The organism is Blautia sp. MSK17_66 (genome assembly GCF_020538025.1).
Lineage (GTDB): Bacteria > Bacillota > Clostridia > Lachnospirales > Lachnospiraceae > Blautia_A.
This window is the reverse complement of the sequence record NZ_JAJBNQ010000011.1, coordinates 25,054-42,553: the sequence shown is the minus strand read 5'-3', so window position 1 is coordinate 42,553 and position 17,500 is coordinate 25,054. Positions and strand designations below refer to the sequence as shown.

General features: G+C 43.8%; 13 protein-coding genes. 10 read left to right on the top strand and 3 right to left on the bottom strand.

The genetic code is table 11. The annotated features are described in order from the left end of the window. The first annotated feature begins 3 nt into the window (after positions 1-3). Together LIR34_RS07390 and LIR34_RS07385 are read left to right on the top strand one after the other, a co-directional pair. Complete coding sequence (locus LIR34_RS07390) at positions 4-519, top strand: DUF6147 family protein (RefSeq protein ID WP_244092266.1); 516 nt, start codon at positions 4-6, stop codon at positions 517-519. A gap of 346 nt (positions 520-865) precedes the next feature. Next, positions 866-2,482 (top strand): MBL fold metallo-hydrolase RNA specificity domain-containing protein, encoded by a 1,617-nt coding sequence (locus tag LIR34_RS07385; RefSeq protein ID WP_161284644.1) that lies wholly within the window; start codon positions 866-868, stop codon positions 2,480-2,482. A 30-nt stretch (positions 2,483-2,512) separates the two neighbouring features. Here the strand turns inward: LIR34_RS07385 and LIR34_RS07380 are convergent, their stop codons facing one another. Further along, positions 2,513-2,761 carry a TIGR03905 family TSCPD domain-containing protein gene (locus tag LIR34_RS07380; RefSeq protein ID WP_173902410.1) on the bottom strand — a complete coding sequence of 83 codons (249 nt, stop codon included), beginning with the start codon at positions 2,759-2,761 and terminating at the stop codon, positions 2,513-2,515. A 149-nt stretch (positions 2,762-2,910) separates the two neighbouring features. On the opposite strand from LIR34_RS07380, the gene LIR34_RS07375 reads away from it, so the two are divergent. From LIR34_RS07375 to LIR34_RS07340, 8 genes are all read left to right on the top strand, one after another. Further along, positions 2,911-3,615, top strand: coding sequence for a 5'-methylthioadenosine/adenosylhomocysteine nucleosidase (locus LIR34_RS07375; protein ID WP_173902409.1), 705 nt, complete (start codon positions 2,911-2,913; stop codon positions 3,613-3,615). An 85-nt stretch (positions 3,616-3,700) separates the two neighbouring features. Then, positions 3,701-4,090: a hypothetical protein gene (locus LIR34_RS07370; RefSeq protein ID WP_173902408.1), complete on the top strand. Its 390-nt coding sequence runs from the start codon at positions 3,701-3,703 to the stop codon at positions 4,088-4,090. A 95-nt stretch (positions 4,091-4,185) separates the two neighbouring features. After that, positions 4,186-5,367 (top strand): class I SAM-dependent methyltransferase, encoded by a 1,182-nt coding sequence (locus LIR34_RS07365; RefSeq protein ID WP_173902407.1) that lies wholly within the window; start codon positions 4,186-4,188, stop codon positions 5,365-5,367. After that, the gene (locus tag LIR34_RS07360; protein ID WP_173902406.1) at positions 5,364-7,814 is read left to right on the top strand and encodes a hypothetical protein; all 2,451 of its coding nucleotides are present in this window, start codon (positions 5,364-5,366) and stop codon (positions 7,812-7,814) included. Before LIR34_RS07365 ends, LIR34_RS07360 begins: the two co-directional genes overlap by 4 nt. A gap of 98 nt (positions 7,815-7,912) precedes the next feature. Next, positions 7,913-9,403, top strand: a complete 1,491-nt coding sequence (galT, locus tag LIR34_RS07355) for a UDP-glucose--hexose-1-phosphate uridylyltransferase (protein WP_173902405.1) — start codon at positions 7,913-7,915, stop codon at positions 9,401-9,403. Between the two features lie 212 nt (positions 9,404-9,615). Then, the gene (locus LIR34_RS07350) at positions 9,616-11,931 is read left to right on the top strand and encodes a beta-propeller domain-containing protein (protein ID WP_244092265.1); all 2,316 of its coding nucleotides are present in this window, start codon (positions 9,616-9,618) and stop codon (positions 11,929-11,931) included. A 103-nt stretch (positions 11,932-12,034) separates the two neighbouring features. Further along, the gene (gene asnS / locus LIR34_RS07345; protein ID WP_173902404.1) at positions 12,035-13,426 is read left to right on the top strand and encodes an asparagine--tRNA ligase; all 1,392 of its coding nucleotides are present in this window, start codon (positions 12,035-12,037) and stop codon (positions 13,424-13,426) included. A 14-nt stretch (positions 13,427-13,440) separates the two neighbouring features. Continuing rightward, positions 13,441-15,222, top strand: coding sequence for a metallophosphoesterase family protein (locus tag LIR34_RS07340; protein ID WP_161284652.1), 1,782 nt, complete (start codon positions 13,441-13,443; stop codon positions 15,220-15,222). A gap of 86 nt (positions 15,223-15,308) precedes the next feature. Here the strand turns inward: LIR34_RS07340 and LIR34_RS07335 are convergent, their stop codons facing one another. After that, complete coding sequence (locus LIR34_RS07335) at positions 15,309-16,496, bottom strand: ribose-phosphate pyrophosphokinase (protein WP_161284653.1); 1,188 nt, start codon at positions 16,494-16,496, stop codon at positions 15,309-15,311. 2 nt (positions 16,497-16,498) lie between these two features. After that, positions 16,499-17,491 carry an ATP-binding protein gene (locus tag LIR34_RS07330; protein WP_173902403.1) on the bottom strand — a complete coding sequence of 331 codons (993 nt, stop codon included), beginning with the start codon at positions 17,489-17,491 and terminating at the stop codon, positions 16,499-16,501. Between the last annotated feature and the right edge of the window lie 9 nt (positions 17,492-17,500).

Below are 17,500 nucleotides of genomic sequence, written 5' to 3'. Positions count from 1 at the left end.
AGAATGGCAAAGAAGTGGAAACAAATATTGGCAGCTGGTTTGACCACCGGGTTACTTATGGCTAGCAGCTCTCAGTCGGTATTTGCACAGTCTGACAGTCTGATAGATGCGATTCTGGATGAGGAAGAAGGTGCGGATGAAATTACCTCTGAAGAGACAACAGAAGATTTCGCAGAAGACACCAGTTATAGCCTGCTTAGAGGAACAAATTTAAATTTAGGCAGCATGAAAATCAAGAAACTGGCAAGTAATGAAATTGGAATCTATGGGTTAACTCAATGTCATAAGAAATGCAGCAAGGTATATCTGTCTATTTATTTAGAGCGAAAAGTGAATGGCAGTTATGGAACTTATAAGTACTGGAATTTTACTGCTAATAATGTGACAAGCTTAAGCAAAACTCTTGATGTTGCAGTTCCAAGCGGTACTTATTACCGGGTACGCGGCTACCATGCGGCAAGTAACGGAGGCCTGAAAGAATCCACATCCACATTAACAAGTGGCATCATGGTGAAATAATCTTTCTGCCGACAGCAGAAAAAGAAAAACATTAAGCAGTACCATTACAACTGAATAGCGAAGCATGGGTGCGTTCCAGGGGGATGACAGAAACATAAAATAAGCCGTAGTAAACATCCGTTACCTTTCAACTGGCGCGAAGTGCTTGCAGTCGTCGAGAATATATGGGAAAATATTCGACTCGATAAAAACAATATACACACACAACACACACAGAAACGGGATGGAATTTATAAAAATTTCATCTCGTTTTTGTGTGTGGAGACTGTTAAAAAGCTGCTGTATCGTGTATAATAATTACAACTAAAATGTATTGGCAAAATTGTCAGAAAAAGGGGGTTCTCATATGAAAATTACCTTTATTGGGGCGACACACGAAGTGACTGGCAGCTGTTATTATCTGGAAGCAGCAGGAAAGAAGTTTCTGGTAGACTGTGGCATGGAACAGGGACCGGACTACTATCAGAATCAGGAGATTCCGGTCAATCCGGGGGATCTGGATTTTGCACTTCTGACACATGCACACATGGATCATTCCGGAAACCTGCCGGCTGTTTATGCGAAGGGCTTTATGGGACCGATCTATGCAACGCAGGCGACCTGCCATCTCTGTGATATTATGCTTCGAGACAGTGCACATATTCAGATGTTCGAGGCGGAATGGCGTAACCGTAAGGGACGCCGGCAGGGTAAACCGGAATTTGTGCCTGCTTATACAATGGAAGATGCCATGGGCGTTATACAGAATTTTGTACCATGCCCCTATGAAAAAATAATCACTCCGGCACCGGGAATTTCTGTACGATTTGTAGATGCGGGGCATCTTCTGGGGTCTGCCAGCATTGAGCTGACGATTCAGGAAGACGGAGAAGAAAAAAAGATTGTTTTTTCCGGTGATATCGGAAATCTCCATCAGCCTCTGATCAAGGATCCGACTTATCTTCATGATGCGGATTATGTTGTGATGGAGTCTACCTATGGTGACAGAAGCCACGGAGAACGCCCGGATTATGTTGCGATTCTTTCGGAAGTGATACAGAGAACCTTTGACAGGGGTGGAAATGTCATAATTCCTTCCTTTGCAGTCGGCCGTACACAGGAAATGCTGTATTTTATCCGCCAGATCAAGGAAGAAAATCGTATCAAAGGGCATGATAACTTTAAGGTTTATGTTGACAGTCCTCTGGCAAATGAAGCGACAACGATTTTTAATGAGCATCAGTATGACTGTTTTGATGAGGAAGCAATCGCACTGGTACAGAAGGGAATCAACCCGCTGATGTTTCCAGGACTTCGTACATCGATCACAAGTGATGACTCCAGGGCCATCAACTATGATGAAGACTGCAAGGTGATCATTTCTGCCAGCGGTATGTGTGATGCAGGTCGAATCAAGCATCATCTGAAACATAACTTATGGAATGAGAAGAATACGATACTTTTTGTGGGATATCAGGCAATCGGAACGCTTGGAAGATCTCTGATCGAGGGAGCTGAGGATGTGAAGCTCTTTGGAGAAACCGTTCATGTGAGTGCAGAAATCTGTCAGATGCCGGGAATCAGTGGTCATGCGGATGTGAATGGTCTGATAGACTGGATCAAAGCTTTCGGGGGAAAACCGAAGAAAGTATTTGTAACTCACGGGGATGACGAGGTGACGGAGATTTTTGCCCGTCGTCTGAATGAAGAACTGGGACTGGATTCCATGGCTCCTTTCAGCGGCACGATCTATGATCTCAGGGCGAACAGCTGTATTTATGAAGCTCAGGGTATCCGCATTACGAAAGCTTCTGTATCTCCGAAGGCAACCAAAGCGGCAAGGGCATTCCAGAAGCTGGTTGCGATGGGACAGAGACTTATGTCTGTTATCCGCAAAAACGAAGGCATTCCAAACAAGGATCTGGATCGTTTTACCAGAGATATTCAGTCGCTGTGTGATAAGTGGGACAGAAATGATATCTGAGATTTATTTCTTAATAAATTAGGAGAGGCTTTATGCCTCTCCTAATTTCTGTTTTAATGCTTTTGCAAGCTGATCCGGACAGGAAGTTGGCTTGAAACCACAACGGATTCCTTCCAGTCGGCTGATTGCTTCTTTGGCATCCATGCCCTCTACCAGGCGGGCAACACCCTGTGTATTTCCGGAGCATCCACCCTGGAATTTCACATCGCGAACCTTGCCGGCATCGTCGATATCAAAAGAAATAGCGCTGGCACAGACGCCAGATGTCTTATATACCATAAAAAATTCCTCCTTAGTTATTTTTAATATTATAACAGAAAGTAAAAAAGGTTTCCATATAATCTGAACTTTTGTTATAATGAAAGTTGAAACGATTTTAACTATGAAAATTTTTTATTTTATCTTTTATATAGAGGAGAACATATATTATGAGACGTATTGGAATTATCGGAGCAATGGAAGTAGAAGTTGAGAAGCTTAAAGCACGCATGGAAAATGTCGAGATTACACGCAGGGCTTCCATGGAATTTTATGCAGGAACTCTTGAAGGCAAAAATGTAGTTGTAGTACGTTCTGGTATTGGAAAGGTAAATGCGGCAGTGTGTACACAGATTCTGATCGATGAATTTGAGGCAGAGGCTGTGATCAATACCGGTATTGCAGGAAGCCTGAATGCAGATATTAACATTGGGGATCTTGTGATCTCAACAGATCTTGTACATCATGATATGAATGCAGTTGCATTTGGATATCCGGTGGGACAGATTCCGCAGATGGAAGCTTTTTCATTCAGAAGTGATGAGAATCTGCGTAAGCTGGCAGTACAGGCATGCAGAGATGTAAATCCTGACATTGAAGTTTATGAGGGACGCATTGCCTCCGGAGATCAGTTTGTAGCAGATCAGGGTGTCAAGGATGAGATTATAAAGAACTTTGACGCCTGTGCAGTAGAGATGGAAGGTGCAGCAATCGCACAGGCTGCCTACCTTAACAATGTTCCGTTCCTTGTAGTGCGTGCGATTTCTGACAAGGCGGACGGAAGTGCAGAGGTAGATTATCCGACATTTGAGGCATTGGCAGTGGAACATTGCGTAAAGATGACACTTCGTATCCTGAACCAGATTAAGGATTGATACTGCCAGATTTTCAGCCGAAATTGCACACTATAGACTGCGGGGCATAGACTATTATAGATGATGGGAAAAACAGGAGAAATTTATGTACGATGACAGATTTTTTCCATTCTATACAGCGTATGCCAATCCCGCTTTTTATGGCGGAGAGCAGATACAGGAACAGGAGTTTGCACTGATGCAGTCCTATTATCCGGAGGCAGCAGACAGGATTCGGGAAAAAGTAGAAAAAGAATGTCGGCTTCTGGACTATGAGGGAAGCAGACTCTATGATGAATATCCGGATAAATTTATGCTGTATCAGTTATGTCGGCAGATTCGTGCACAGGTGGAGAGTGAAATGAAGGCTCAGGGTGTTCCGGATGGGTTTCTCGATGAGCTTATCCAGGTTCTCCTCTGTCAGGAGATCTGTCGAAGACGATGCAGACGGCACAGATATTATCTCAGCAGGGAAGACATTCACTTCTACAAGTGATGAAATGGAGACTTTTATGTGTATTCGGTCTGAAGTGGTATTGTGAACAGTAACAGTTATGGAGCATACAGAATAGAAAGAATTTATAATAAAATATGAAAACATTACAGGAATTTTTGGAGGAACAGTTTGACCAGGAAATGATGTTGGCGGTTTTGAGCGGACAGAGGCAAAAAGGTGATGACATTCCGTCAAAGGTGCGTATACGTCCTGTGGAGATCAGAGGTACTGTCTGCTATCAGGCTACGGCAGCAGTCGGTCAGAAGGCAATTCACAAGAACTATACTCTGGAAGAGGTTATCATTTATGTCAGGGATTGTCTTGAGAATGGTTTTTCCCAGCTTCAGATTCAGGGTCAGCATAGAGATGCGTCTGTCCTGATCAGCAAAAAAGGCAGGCAGACTATGAAAACAAAGCAGCATCCGCCGATGGAGCCGGTGAAAATCATGGCTCACAACAGAGTGAAACAGTATATTCTCCAAGAGGGAATACCGGTTCCGTTTCTGGTGGATCTTGGAGTCATGAGTGAGCAGGGTAAGGTGCATCAGTCCTCTTATGATAAATTTAAACAGATCAATCGTTTTCTGGAATTTATTGAGGATATACTTCCGGCACTTTCAAGGGAGCGGGAGATCACCATTCTGGATTTTGGCTGCGGTAAATCTTATCTTACGTTTGCCATGTATTATTATCTGAGAGAACTTAAGGGATATGATATGAACATCATTGGTCTGGATCTCAAGACAGATGTGATTAGTAAATGTAGCAGACTTGCTCAGAAATACGGTTATGAGAAGCTACATTTCCTGCAGGGCGATATTGCGGACTATGATGGGGTTCAGAAGGTAGATATGGTTGTGACTTTGCATGCGTGTGACAGGGCAACGGATTATGCACTTGCAAAGGCAGTCGAATGGGGGGCAGAGGTTATTCTTTCTGTACCGTGCTGCCAGCATGAACTAAATGATAAAATACAGAATGAGCTGTTAAAACCAGTACTCAGTTATGGAATACTTAAGGAACGTCTGTCTGCACTTCTGACTGACGAAATCCGTGCAGAACTTCTGGAATCCAGGGGATATCGCACGCAGATCCTTGAGTTTATCGATATGGAGCATACACCGAAGAATCTTATGATCCGTGCGGTCAAAACCGGAAAGAAGAAGTCAGTAGATGAACTTTCCAGGATGACAGAAGCACTTCATGCAGATCTGACACTGGAGAAGCTGCTTTATCCGCAGGGACTTGAGCGGGAGAAAGGAGTACCAGAACCATGAAAAATTTTTTCAAAAGGTTTTTGGTCCTTCTTGTTGTGTTTATCCTGGGAGTGGCCGGAACCGCATTTCTTATGAATAATGAGACAACCGATGACCGCTCGGACATGAATGATGCTGTTCTGCCGGAGGTAATGGTACAGTTTGGAGATGTTCTCACAAACCGTATGTACGGATACAGACAGCCGATGGAGGCAGATTTTGTCAGGGACAGTGTGACACCTCTGGATACAACAAAGAAATTAACGCTTGTGGTAAATCCATATGTCACGAAGGTCAGGAATCTTTCCTATGAAATTCGAACTTCTGACGGAAGCAAGGTTATGGAGAACCGCACGATCAAAAGTCTGGAGACGGGTTCTGACGGATATCTGAGAACAGAAATAGAAATTTCATCCGGACTTCTGATGAATCAGGAGTATTCTCTTCAGATCACACTTTCAACTAATCATGGCGATGCCTATTATTATACAAGAGTGGTCTCAAGATCAGCTACTTATACAGAACAGTATGCGAAATTTGCAGATGATTTTGTGCAGATGAGTCTGGACAAGACACAGGCGGACAATCTGGCTGCTTATCTGGAGACATCCGACAGTGCTTCCAGCAGAAATTTCGCCGGATTAAATATCAACTCTCCACTGGCAGATATCAGCTGGGGAAATTTAAATCCGCAGTTGTCCAAAGCAGGGATTCCGGTCATCAAGGATATCAATGAAACGACTGCGAGCATTTCCATAGAATATGAAATATCTGCACAGAATGAAAATGGAAATACAGAGTACTATCTTGTGACAGATTTTTACAGAATGCGTTATGACGAGACAAGAATCCGACTGCTTGATTTTAAGCGGTCTGCATCCGAGATTTTTGATCCATCTCTTTCTGTGATCAGCAACAGTGGACTTCTTCTGGGAGTTCGAAGCAAAGATGTAGATTATCTTACAAATGAAGACGGAAGCGTGACAGCGTTTACGCAGAATGGAGATCTCTGGAGTTATGTACCGGATACAGGTAAGTTTGTAGAAATATTTACATTCCGCAGGGATACAGAGAGTGATTTCCGGGATGCGAGAGTTGAGCATGATATCAAGCTTCTGAGTGTGGAGAACAATGGAGATGTGGACTTTATGGTTTATGGCTACATGAATCGTGGTGCACATGAAGGTTACAGTGGTGTTGGAATTTATCATTATAACAATGATCAGGGCGCAATAGAAGAACAGGTATTTATTCCATGCACAGAGTCCTTTGAGTTTCTGCAGGAAGACCTTGGAACTCTGTCTTATGTAAATCAGAGCGGACAGCTGTTTATCATGATCGCAGGAAATCTTTATCAGATCAATATTGATGAAAATACCTATGAAGTTCTGGCAGATCATATTGACAGTGATGATTTTGGTGTTTCTGTTACGAATGCACATGCGGCATGGAAATCTGAAAGCGGAGATTATGCCGGACAGATTGAGTTTATTGATTTTGACACGATGGAAAGACGCAGAATTGCTCCGGAAGCATCTCAGAAACTGGATCTTCTTGGTTTCATGAATGAGGATCTGATTTATGGAATCGTTCTGGACGGCGACACACTGCCGAACGCAACCGGATATATGATTGACGGAATCACTACGTTCAGGATAGAAGGTTTTGACGGTACAGTAAAAAAAGAGTATCATCAGGATGGGTTGTATGTAGCAGGAGTGACCGTTGGTACTACTCTGATGGAATTTACTCTTGTGCAGAAGTCCGGTGATATTTATAAAGGTGTCAAAAAAGACAATATTATGAATAACAGCACTGCTGCGACAGATAAGACCAGTGTGGAACAGACAAGTTCAAGCCGTCAGGGGGTTATAGTGCGGCTTACCTTTGAAGATTCACCGTCTTCGGAGGAACCTCTTATCCTTTATGCCAAGGTAAGGAACGCAGGAGAAAAGGTAGTAGATATTCAGGTGGACAAGAGCTCGGTCGAGGAAGTCTATTATGTATATGCAGGAGGTGGACTGGACAGCGTCTGGACCGATCCGGCAAAGGCAGTTCAGCGTGCTGATAAACAGACAGGAGTTGTACTGAACCGTGCACAGCAGTATGTCTGGGAGCGCGGAAATATGAAGACACAGATCACCTTGAACACAACAGATATTCCGGAGATCATCCGTACCGCGTCTCTGGATGTTCAGAATCTTCAGAATGGTCTGGGTGACAGTGCCAAAGTTACTGATCTGACCGGATGTTCTCTGGAAAATGTACTCTATGAGGTAAGCGCACAGCGTGCTGTGATAGCCAGAACAGGATCAGATTCCAGTGTTGTGATCGTCGGATATGATCAGTACAATACTTATTTACTTGATCCGTCTACAGGAGAGGTGAAGCCGTATGGAATGAACGACAGTACTGCGTTGTTCAAGAATGCGGGAAACATGTTTATCACTTATCTTGAGCAAAAATAAACGGAAAGTCATACGAAAAATGTAGCTGTTCAGAAGGTGGTAACTGTGAGAGTACTGAACAGTTATAAAAAAATATAAAATGACAGGGGGACAACCATATGTTAAGTAACAGTATTGCAAAACTTGTGCAGTATGGAATTGAATCAGGACTCACACCGGAGTGTGAGCGCAGTTACACGATCAATCTTCTTCTTGATGTTTTTCACGAGGATGAATTTACAGAGCCGGAAGAAAAACCGACTGATGTAGATCTGGAAGAAACTCTGAATGAGCTTCTGGATGAAGCGGTAAAGAGGAATCTGACAGAAGACAGCGTTGTCTACCGTGATCTTTTTGATACAAGACTGATGAACTGCCTGATGCCGCGCCCGGCACAGGTTCAGAAGGAATTCTGGGATAAGTATGAGAAAAACCCGGAGGAGGCCACAGATTATTTCTATAAACTGAGTCAGGACAGTAACTATATCCGCCGTTATCGAGTAAAAAAAGACCAGAAATGGAAAGTAGAAAGTCCGTACGGAGATATCGATATTACCATTAATCTTTCCAAACCGGAAAAAGATCCTAAAGCGATCGCTGCGGCCAAGAATGCAAGGACAAGCAGCTATCCGAAATGTCTTCTCTGTCCGGAAAACGAAGGATATGCAGGTCGTGTCAATCATCCGGCAAGACAGAATCACAGAATCATTCCGATCACTGTCAATGACACACCATGGGGATTCCAGTATTCGCCGTATGTATATTACAATGAACACTGCATCGTATTTAACAGTAAGCATACTCCAATGAAGATTGAGAGAAATACATTTATCAAGCTGTTTGATTTTGTAAAGCTCTTTCCACATTATTTCCTTGGTTCCAACGCAGATCTTCCAATCGTTGGAGGTTCTATTCTGAGTCATGATCACTTCCAGGGCGGACATTATACGTTTGCTATGGCAAAAGCACCGATCGAGAAGCATGTGACCATTCCGGGATTTGAAGACGTGGAGGCAGGAATTGTTAAATGGCCATTATCTGTACTTCGTATCCGCCACAAAGATTCAGAACGTCTGGTAGATCTGGCAGCTCATGTGCTGGAGGTATGGAGAGGGTACACAGATGAGGCGGCATTTATCTTTGCTGAGACAGATGGAGAACCGCACAACACGATCACGCCGATCGCACGTAAAGTTGGTGATATGTATGAGCTTGATCTGACACTGAGAAACAATATCACAACCAGCGAGCATCCGCTTGGCGTTTATCATCCGCATGCACAGTATCATCATATCAAGAAAGAAAACATTGGTCTGATCGAGGTTATGGGACTTGCGGTTCTTCCGGCAAGACTGAAAGAAGAACTGGAACTTCTGGAAGAATATATTCTTGAGGGCAGGGATATCGCTTCCAACGAAAAGATTGAGAAACATGCTGCCTGGGCAACAGAATTTCTGCCGAAGTACAAGGATATCAACAAGGATAATATCCATGAAATCCTTCAGAAAGAAGTAGGAATTGTCTTTACACATGTTCTTGAAGATGCCGGTGTATACAAATGCACGCAGGAAGGCAGAAATGCATTTATGCGATTCATTGAAACATTATAATAATAAATGATCATAACTGTGAGGATATTGAACAGTTACAAATGATCTTAGAAAGAGGGACTTCGGCTTAGAACAGGCCGGAGTCCTTTTTGCCTGGAAATAATACTTTGTTCGTAACAAATTTTACAGACGGGCAGGAAAGATATGGTAAAATAAATGAAACAAAGTAAACGTATCATATAAGGGAAATATATCAGAAAGGAGCAGAATAAATGGCAGAAGACAGGAAGTGGAAAAACATACGGAAGAAATCCACAGAGCACAGCACAGGGGAAAAGCCCCCGGTGAATAACTCTCATGAAGAAGAAATTCCGGAGTGGAAAAGCTCGATCCGAAAAGAACCACTAACGGAGAAAGCGGAGCCGGAACACCAAATAATGAAGCATAAGAAAACGATAGCGGCAGCGGCGGCGATTATTGTGGTCGGCGCGGTGGCATTTGGTGTGACGCCAATGCTTATAAACCAGGGGACAGGGGCAAAAAAACAGACAGAGAAAGCAGAGAAGGACAGTGCAGATACAAAAACAGAAAATCCTTCTGAGAAGGAAAGCGAAGAGACAGCATCTCCAGAGAATATGACAGAGCCAAAAGATACTTCAGAAGATACTACTTCCTCGAAGCAGGATGCAGGTGAAGAAAGCACAGAAAGTACAGCATCAGAGAAGAAGGAGATACCTCCGGTTGCCGGTCTTGCACATATTGAGAGTTATGAATCTCTGTATAATATTCTGCATAAATGGCAGAGTGAGAATTCAGACTGGTCTGCTTCTGATGGTGCACGGATCCTATCCACAGATGGCGATCTTGTGGAATATGATGCAGAGGCAGTCAGTGACAGTACAACAGGTTCTGTAGCTGCTAATGAGGCTTCCAAAGATACCGGAAATATGGATCCTGGATACACATATGACGAAATGGATGCCGCTGATCATTCTTCTACCAATACACAGGAAGAAAATGTGGACGAGGCAGATATTGTCAAGACAGATGGAACTTATATTTATGCAATGGACAGCAAAGGAGATATTCGTATTGTTGATGCTGCTTCCATGAAACTGGTCAGTGAGATTACCGGTGACAGAAATGCGGATTATATGGAGATGTATCTGAATGGTGACAGCCTTCAGGTAATCCATCAGCAGGAGACTTATATCACATACAGGGGAACGGTAAAGCTTTCTTCGGATGACGCGGTACGTGCCAGCTACAGTGTACCGGTGACGACGGTTTCCGTTGATACTTATGATCTTTCTGATCGTGAGAATCCGAAGAAGACTGGAAGCTGCCAGCAGGATGGAAGCTATCTCTCATCCAGAAGAAACGGAAACAATCTCTATCTGTTCACCTCATATGCACCGGATACCACGGAAGGTGCAGATGCAAAAGTGAAGTATATTCCAAGAATTGGTGATGATTATATAGCGTATGATCACATCTATCTGCCGGTGCCGGAAGATACAACGGATTATACCTACAATGGCAAAAATTATCTGGTGGTTTCTTCTGTGGCGGACGAGAAGCCAGATCAGGTTTCAGACAGCATGGCAGTTATCAGCGGTGCGGATACTTTTTATGTAAGTGAAAACAATATTTATTCTGCGGTTCCCGGCTGGAATATATCGGACGACAGCAGTCTGCAGACAGAAATTATCCGCATCGGTTATGAGGACGGAGTGTTTACAGAGGGAGGTACAGGTTCCGTTTCCGGAGAACTTAATAATAATTTCTCTATGGATGAATATGACGGACATCTCCGGGTAGTGACAACAACAGCAGGATGGAACAAGGACTACAGTGAATATCACAGGACGAACGGCCTTTACGTCCTTGATAAAGATATGAAAACCGTTGGAAAGATTGAAAATCTTGCAGAAAATGAGGAGATTAAATCGGCTCGTTTTATGGGAAAAACAGGATATTTTGTCACATATGAAAATACAGATCCTCTGTTTTCTGCCGATCTCTCTGATCCGGAAAGTCCCAAAATTCTCGGTGAACTCAAGATCACAGGTTTCTCTGAGTACCTGCATTTCTATGGGGAAAACAGACTGCTTGGCATTGGATGGGAGACAGATCCGGATACAGGCAGCACAGAAGGGCTGAAATGTTCTATGTTTGATATCTCAGATCCTTCGGATGTAAAAGAAATAGACAGAATCGTTCTCAAAAATGTATCTGTCTGCGACGCACTCTCGAATTATCGTGCAATCCTTGTATCACCGGGCAGGAATCTGTTTGGTTTTGCATATGGAATGTATAAAAACTCCGCTGCAGGAGATTATTATGATACAGATAAACAGTATTATTACGGACTGCTTTCCTACAGTGAGGAGGAGGGATTTGAGCCGGATGCATATCTGAATCCTGCACTGAGCGGACTGTTTGATGATACGCTCAGTACCAGTGAGTACCGATCTCTGCGAGGTGTTTATATCAGTGATACTTTTTATCTTGTCACAGAGAATGGAATCAGTTCTTATGATATGACAGACGGATATAAACTTCAGAATATGCTTGCATGGAAATAAAAACCCGTGATCTCTCGTATTTACTTCTTGCAGTAATCTGGTGAATAGTCTATACTAGAAATCAATTGGATGAGAATTGAAAAAAACAGAGAGGTAACAGATTATGAAGCTTACAACTGTAAGAGAAATTTACAAGAACAGAGAAGAATATATGAATCAGGAAGTGACAGTAGGAGGCTGGGTTCGCAGCGTCCGTGGTTCCAAGGTATTTGGATTTATTGTCCTTCATGATGGAAGCTATTTTGAGACACTTCAGATTGTATATCATGATACAATGGCAAACTTTGCTGAGATCAGTAAATTAAATGTCGGTGCAGCCATCATCGTTAAGGGAACTCTGGTTCCGACACCGGAGGCAAAGCAGCCGTTTGAGATTCAGGCAGAGGAAGTACAGGTAGAGGGTGCATCTGCTCCGGATTATCCGCTTCAGAAGAAACGCCACACTCTGGAATACTTAAGAACAATGACACATTTAAGACCGAGAACCAACACCTTCCAGGCAGTATTCCGTGTACGTTCTCTGTGTGCTTATGCGATCCACAAATTCTTCCAGGAGAAGGGATTTGTCTATGTACACACACCACTGATCACAGGAAGCGACTGTGAGGGTGCAGGTGAGATGTTCCAGGTAACTACACTGGATATGAAGAACCCGCCTCTGAACGAGGATGGTACCGTAGATTACAGCCAGGACTTCTTCGGCAAAGAGACAAACCTTACCGTAAGCGGACAGCTCAATGGTGAGACCTATGCACAGGCATTCCGCAATATTTATACATTTGGACCGACTTTCCGAGCAGAGAATTCCAATACCACACGTCATGCAGCTGAGTTCTGGATGATCGAGCCGGAGTGTGCATTCGCAGATTTGAATGACAACATGGATCTTGCAGAGGAAATGCTCAAATATGTGATCCGTTATGTACTTGAGAATGCTCCGGAGGAAATGAATTTCTTCAATTCCTTCGTTGACAAGGGTCTTCTGGATCGTCTGAACCATGTGGTAAACTCAGAATTCGGACACGTAACTTACACAGAAGCAATCGAGATTCTGGAGAAAAACAACGACAAATTTGATTATAAGGTATTCTGGGGATGCGATCTTCAGACAGAGCATGAGCGTTATCTGACAGAGCAGATCTTTAAGAAACCGGTATTTGTCACAGATTATCCGAAGGAGATCAAGGCCTTCTACATGAAGCAGAACGAAGACGGCAAGACAGTTGCTGCTATGGACTGCCTCGTTCCGGGAATCGGTGAGATCATCGGAGGAAGCCAGAGAGAGGACGACTATGAGAAACTCAGAACCCGTATGGAAGAGCTTGGACTCAAAGCTGAGGAGTATCAGTTCTATATGGATCTTCGCAAATATGGTTCTACCCGTCATTCCGGATATGGCCTTGGATTTGAGCGTTGTGTAATGTATCTGACAGGAATGGGCAACATCCGTGATGTGATTCCGTTCCCGAGAACTGTAAATAATTGTGATTTATAAGGAGTAATAATTAAATGATAAGATTTATTCATCTTGCAGATGTACACCTTGGAGCAGTGCCTGACAGAGGCTGTCCGTGGAGTCGCGAGCGGGAAGAAGAAATCTGGGAAACATTCCGCCGGGTAATTGCAGCAATACGCAAAAGCCCGGTGGATTTGCTATTTATAGCCGGAGATCTCTTTCACCGACAGCCGCTTTTGAGTGAGCTGAGAGAGATAAATGACCTTTTTGCCACGATTCCGAATACCAGAATTTTTCTTATGGCAGGAGACAATGACTACATCAGGGAAAATTCTTTTTATCGGACCTTTCAATGGAATCAGAATGTATCTTTTTTTAAGGAAGAAAATCGAACCTGCATTGAAATTCCGGATCAGAATATCTATGTATATGGACTGAGCTATGAACATCGGGAGATTCATGAAGCACTGTATGATGACTGGAAAAAATCTGACAAAAGAGGATTTCATGTTCTGATGGCTCATGGAGGAGATGAGCAGCATATACCATTGGATTCCCGTAAACTGGCAGAGGGTGGATTTGACTATATTGCACTGGGGCACCGACATCAGCATCAGAATCTGTTTAAGGACTGGTGCCTGTATCCGGGTGCGCTGGAGCCTGTTGACAGAAACGATCTGGGAGAACATGGTTATATAGAAGGAACCTATGATCAGGGTACCGTCAGAACACGTTTTGTACCATTTGCTTCTCGTTCTTATCAGAACCTTTATCTGACGGTCAAAGAGGGTGTCACACAGTATACTCTGGAAGAAATGCTGCGTAATGAGATCATGAAGCGCGGTGGAAAGAATATATACCATGTTATCATACAGGGAACGCGTTCTCCGGGAAGCCTTCTTCTGGCAGAACGTCTCAAAACAATGGGAAACATTGTGGAGGTTCTGGATGAATCCCGTCCGGCATATGATATCGAGAAATTGAAGGAACAGTACAGAGGAACCCTGATCGGTGATTACATTGAAAGATTCAAAGACCCTGGACACAGACCTGTGGCAGAGGGGAAGGCACTGTATCATGGCCTTCAGGCACTTTTGAATGCATCTGTTCTTGTAAATGGAAGAGTGATGCAGGATGCACAGCAGAAAGACCTTGGACGGATCCTGCAGATGCTCAAGATGTCACGTAAGGGATATCAGGTGCAGGTGGAGCGTCGCAATAAAGAAGATCTTGCCGAAAAACAAAAGCTGCGTCGTTCCATTGAACAGCTGAACAGAGAAATCCATGAACTGGAAGAGCAGAGAACGGAGATGCGTGTAAAGGAGGATTCTCTTCGAAAACTGGAGGGAGTTCATGGAGAAGGACTGACAGAGGAACATATCCATACCCTTGAGCGTAAGAATCAGATACAGAACGCAGGAATCTGTATGACAATTATCCTGTTCCTGGCAGGTGCATTGATTTTTGGAATTCATTTTAAAGAAACTATGCTGGCAGCTGTAACTGCAGCCGGAGGAATCTGTCTTTTCCTTCTGGAGATGTTTTTCTACATGAAAACGATCCGTGAACTTGAGAAGTGCAGGAGAGTCAAGAAGAGGTTCCTTGACCGGCATGACCGCCTGCAGACAGGCAAAGAGAATCTCGATGACGAGATCAGAGAAAAAGAAACGCTTCTGTCAAACCGTATGGAAGAATATCAGGAAATTGAGGATTATACATATCTTCCGATTGCAGAGGAGATAGAAATAGATTCCCTGAATCTGGCAATGTCTGTAATTCAGGAGCTTGCTGATAAGAAACAGTCGAATGAGCGGCAGGATGAGGCAGGAGCATAACAATAAAACTCCCCATAGGAAAGATGTTTTATGCATCTTTTCTATGGGGAGTTTTTTCGCTTTATAGCAGGAAAAATAAGTGGTAATTATTTTTCTTCGCTCTGAGCCATATAATTTGCAACACAGCGTTTGATTCGGTCAGCAGGGTTCAACAGATGACTGATAGACATATCATGATTCAGAGTGTCAATGATCAGTGCGATGTATTTACTCATATCACAGCTGATATAGTATGGTTTTGCCAGGAGTTCCGGAGTCTGATAGATAAGGTTGGTAGTAAGAAGCTTATCAAAAATTCCGTTTCTTGCCGCATCATCAAATTTCTCAAGGCCATCTGTGAAGAAACCGAAGGTTGAACAGATGTAGATTCTTCCTGCACCACGTTTCTTGAGCAGAGATGCAATCTCAAGAATACTGTAGCCGGAGGAGATCATGTCGTCAATAAGGATGACATCCTTGCCTTCAAGCTTTGGTCCGAGGAATTCGTAAGCGGCAATCGGGTGACGTCCGTTTACCTTGCGTGTGTAATCCAGTCGTCTGTAGTACATACCCATGTCCACACCAAGGACGTTGGCAAGATAGATCGCTCTTCTCATGCTTCCCTCATCCGGGCTGATGATCATGAAATGTTCGTTGTCGATATGGAGTCCTTCCTCATGTTTGAGAAGAGCCTTGATAAACTGGTAAGCAGGCTGGATGGTCTCAAAACCGTGAAGAGGTGTAGCGTTCTGTACACGGGCATCGTGTGCATCAAAGGTGATGATGTTTTCTACGCCCATGCCGGTCAGTTCCTGAAGTGCAGAAGCACAGTCCAGGGATTCACGGCCGGTACGCTTGCTCTGGCGGCTCTCATAAAGGTATGGCATGATAACGTTGATACGGCGTGCCTTACCGCCGATAGCTGCAATCACACGCTTCAGATCCTGGAAGTGGTCATCTGGTGACATCAGGTTAGTGAATCCGCTGATGCGGTAGGTCAGGCTGTAGTTTGTTACATCCACCATAAGATAGATATCATCACCACGAACAGATTCGTTGACTTCACCTTTACCTTCACCGGAACCAAAACGAGGTGTTTTGGCATTGACAATATAGGAATCGCGCTGATATCCTTCAAATGCGAAAGATCTCATCTCTTCATGTTCTCTTTCGTTTCTCCATTTTACAAGCCATTCATTGACCTTTTCGCCAAGGGGGCGACAACTTTCCAGAGGGATGAGTCCCAGTCTTCCCACCGGAAGTGTAGTCAGCTCCTTGTTGTTTAACTGTGCCATCTTTATTTTCCTCCTAAAAATATTTTCTGTATTCGGATGTCTTTGCCGATCAGCTTCACCATCTGATAGTTACTTGCAATCCGGGAAAAAGTTCTCTCGGAATAGGTGGATGAAAAATCCTCCAGTGTCAGATTGGTTGAAATGACCGTTGATTTACGTCGAGCAATACGCTCGTTGATGCATAAAAATAACTGAGAGGATACAAAGCTGTTGGTAAGCTCTGTGCCCAGATCATCAATGATCAACAGATCACAGTCAAGGATGAAATTCTCGCCCGGAGTTGTCTCGGATTTTCTGGAAAAAGCCGTCTGAGCCATGCTGTCAAACAGGTCAAACGCAGAAAAATACAAAACGCAGTGAGAACTTTCCAGAAGTGCATTGGCGATGCAGTGGGAAAGAAAGGTTTTCCCGACGCCGGTGCTGCCGTAAAAAAACAGATTCTGGAAACGGGAATCAAAGTCCTGCACAAAATTCCAGGCGGTGTCATAGGCCCGCTGTGCTGTCTGGCGGGCGGTTAATCCTGTTGCTTCATTTTTTATTGTATCAGAATACCAGTCAAAAGAAAAGTGTTCAAAATTTTCTTTTTTGAGAATCTCTGTGAGATTGGACTGTGTATAAAGAAGCTCGATCTCGGCTTTTTTGAAACAGGAACACTTGCGGTGTCCGTCAGTATAGCCGGTATCCTGGCATTCGCGGCAGAAATAATGCGGTCGCAGGTAATCGGCAGGAAAGCCGTTTGCCTTAAGAAGAGAGATCCGCTCTTTGGCAAGTGCGGCGACTTCCTGACGCAGTTCTTCGATCGAAGCAGGCTGTCCGAGCAGCAGGGCACGAGCCTTGCGGGCACTCAAAGATGCCACTTCCTGGTCGATCTCCAAAAGTCTTGGAACTTTGGAATATGCTTCCCTGCGCCGTTCCTCCAGGGCACGCTGTACCTCAGACTGACGACGGCTGTATTCTCTCATGATGGTATCATATTGAAAATTCTGTAAAGCCACGTTATCTCC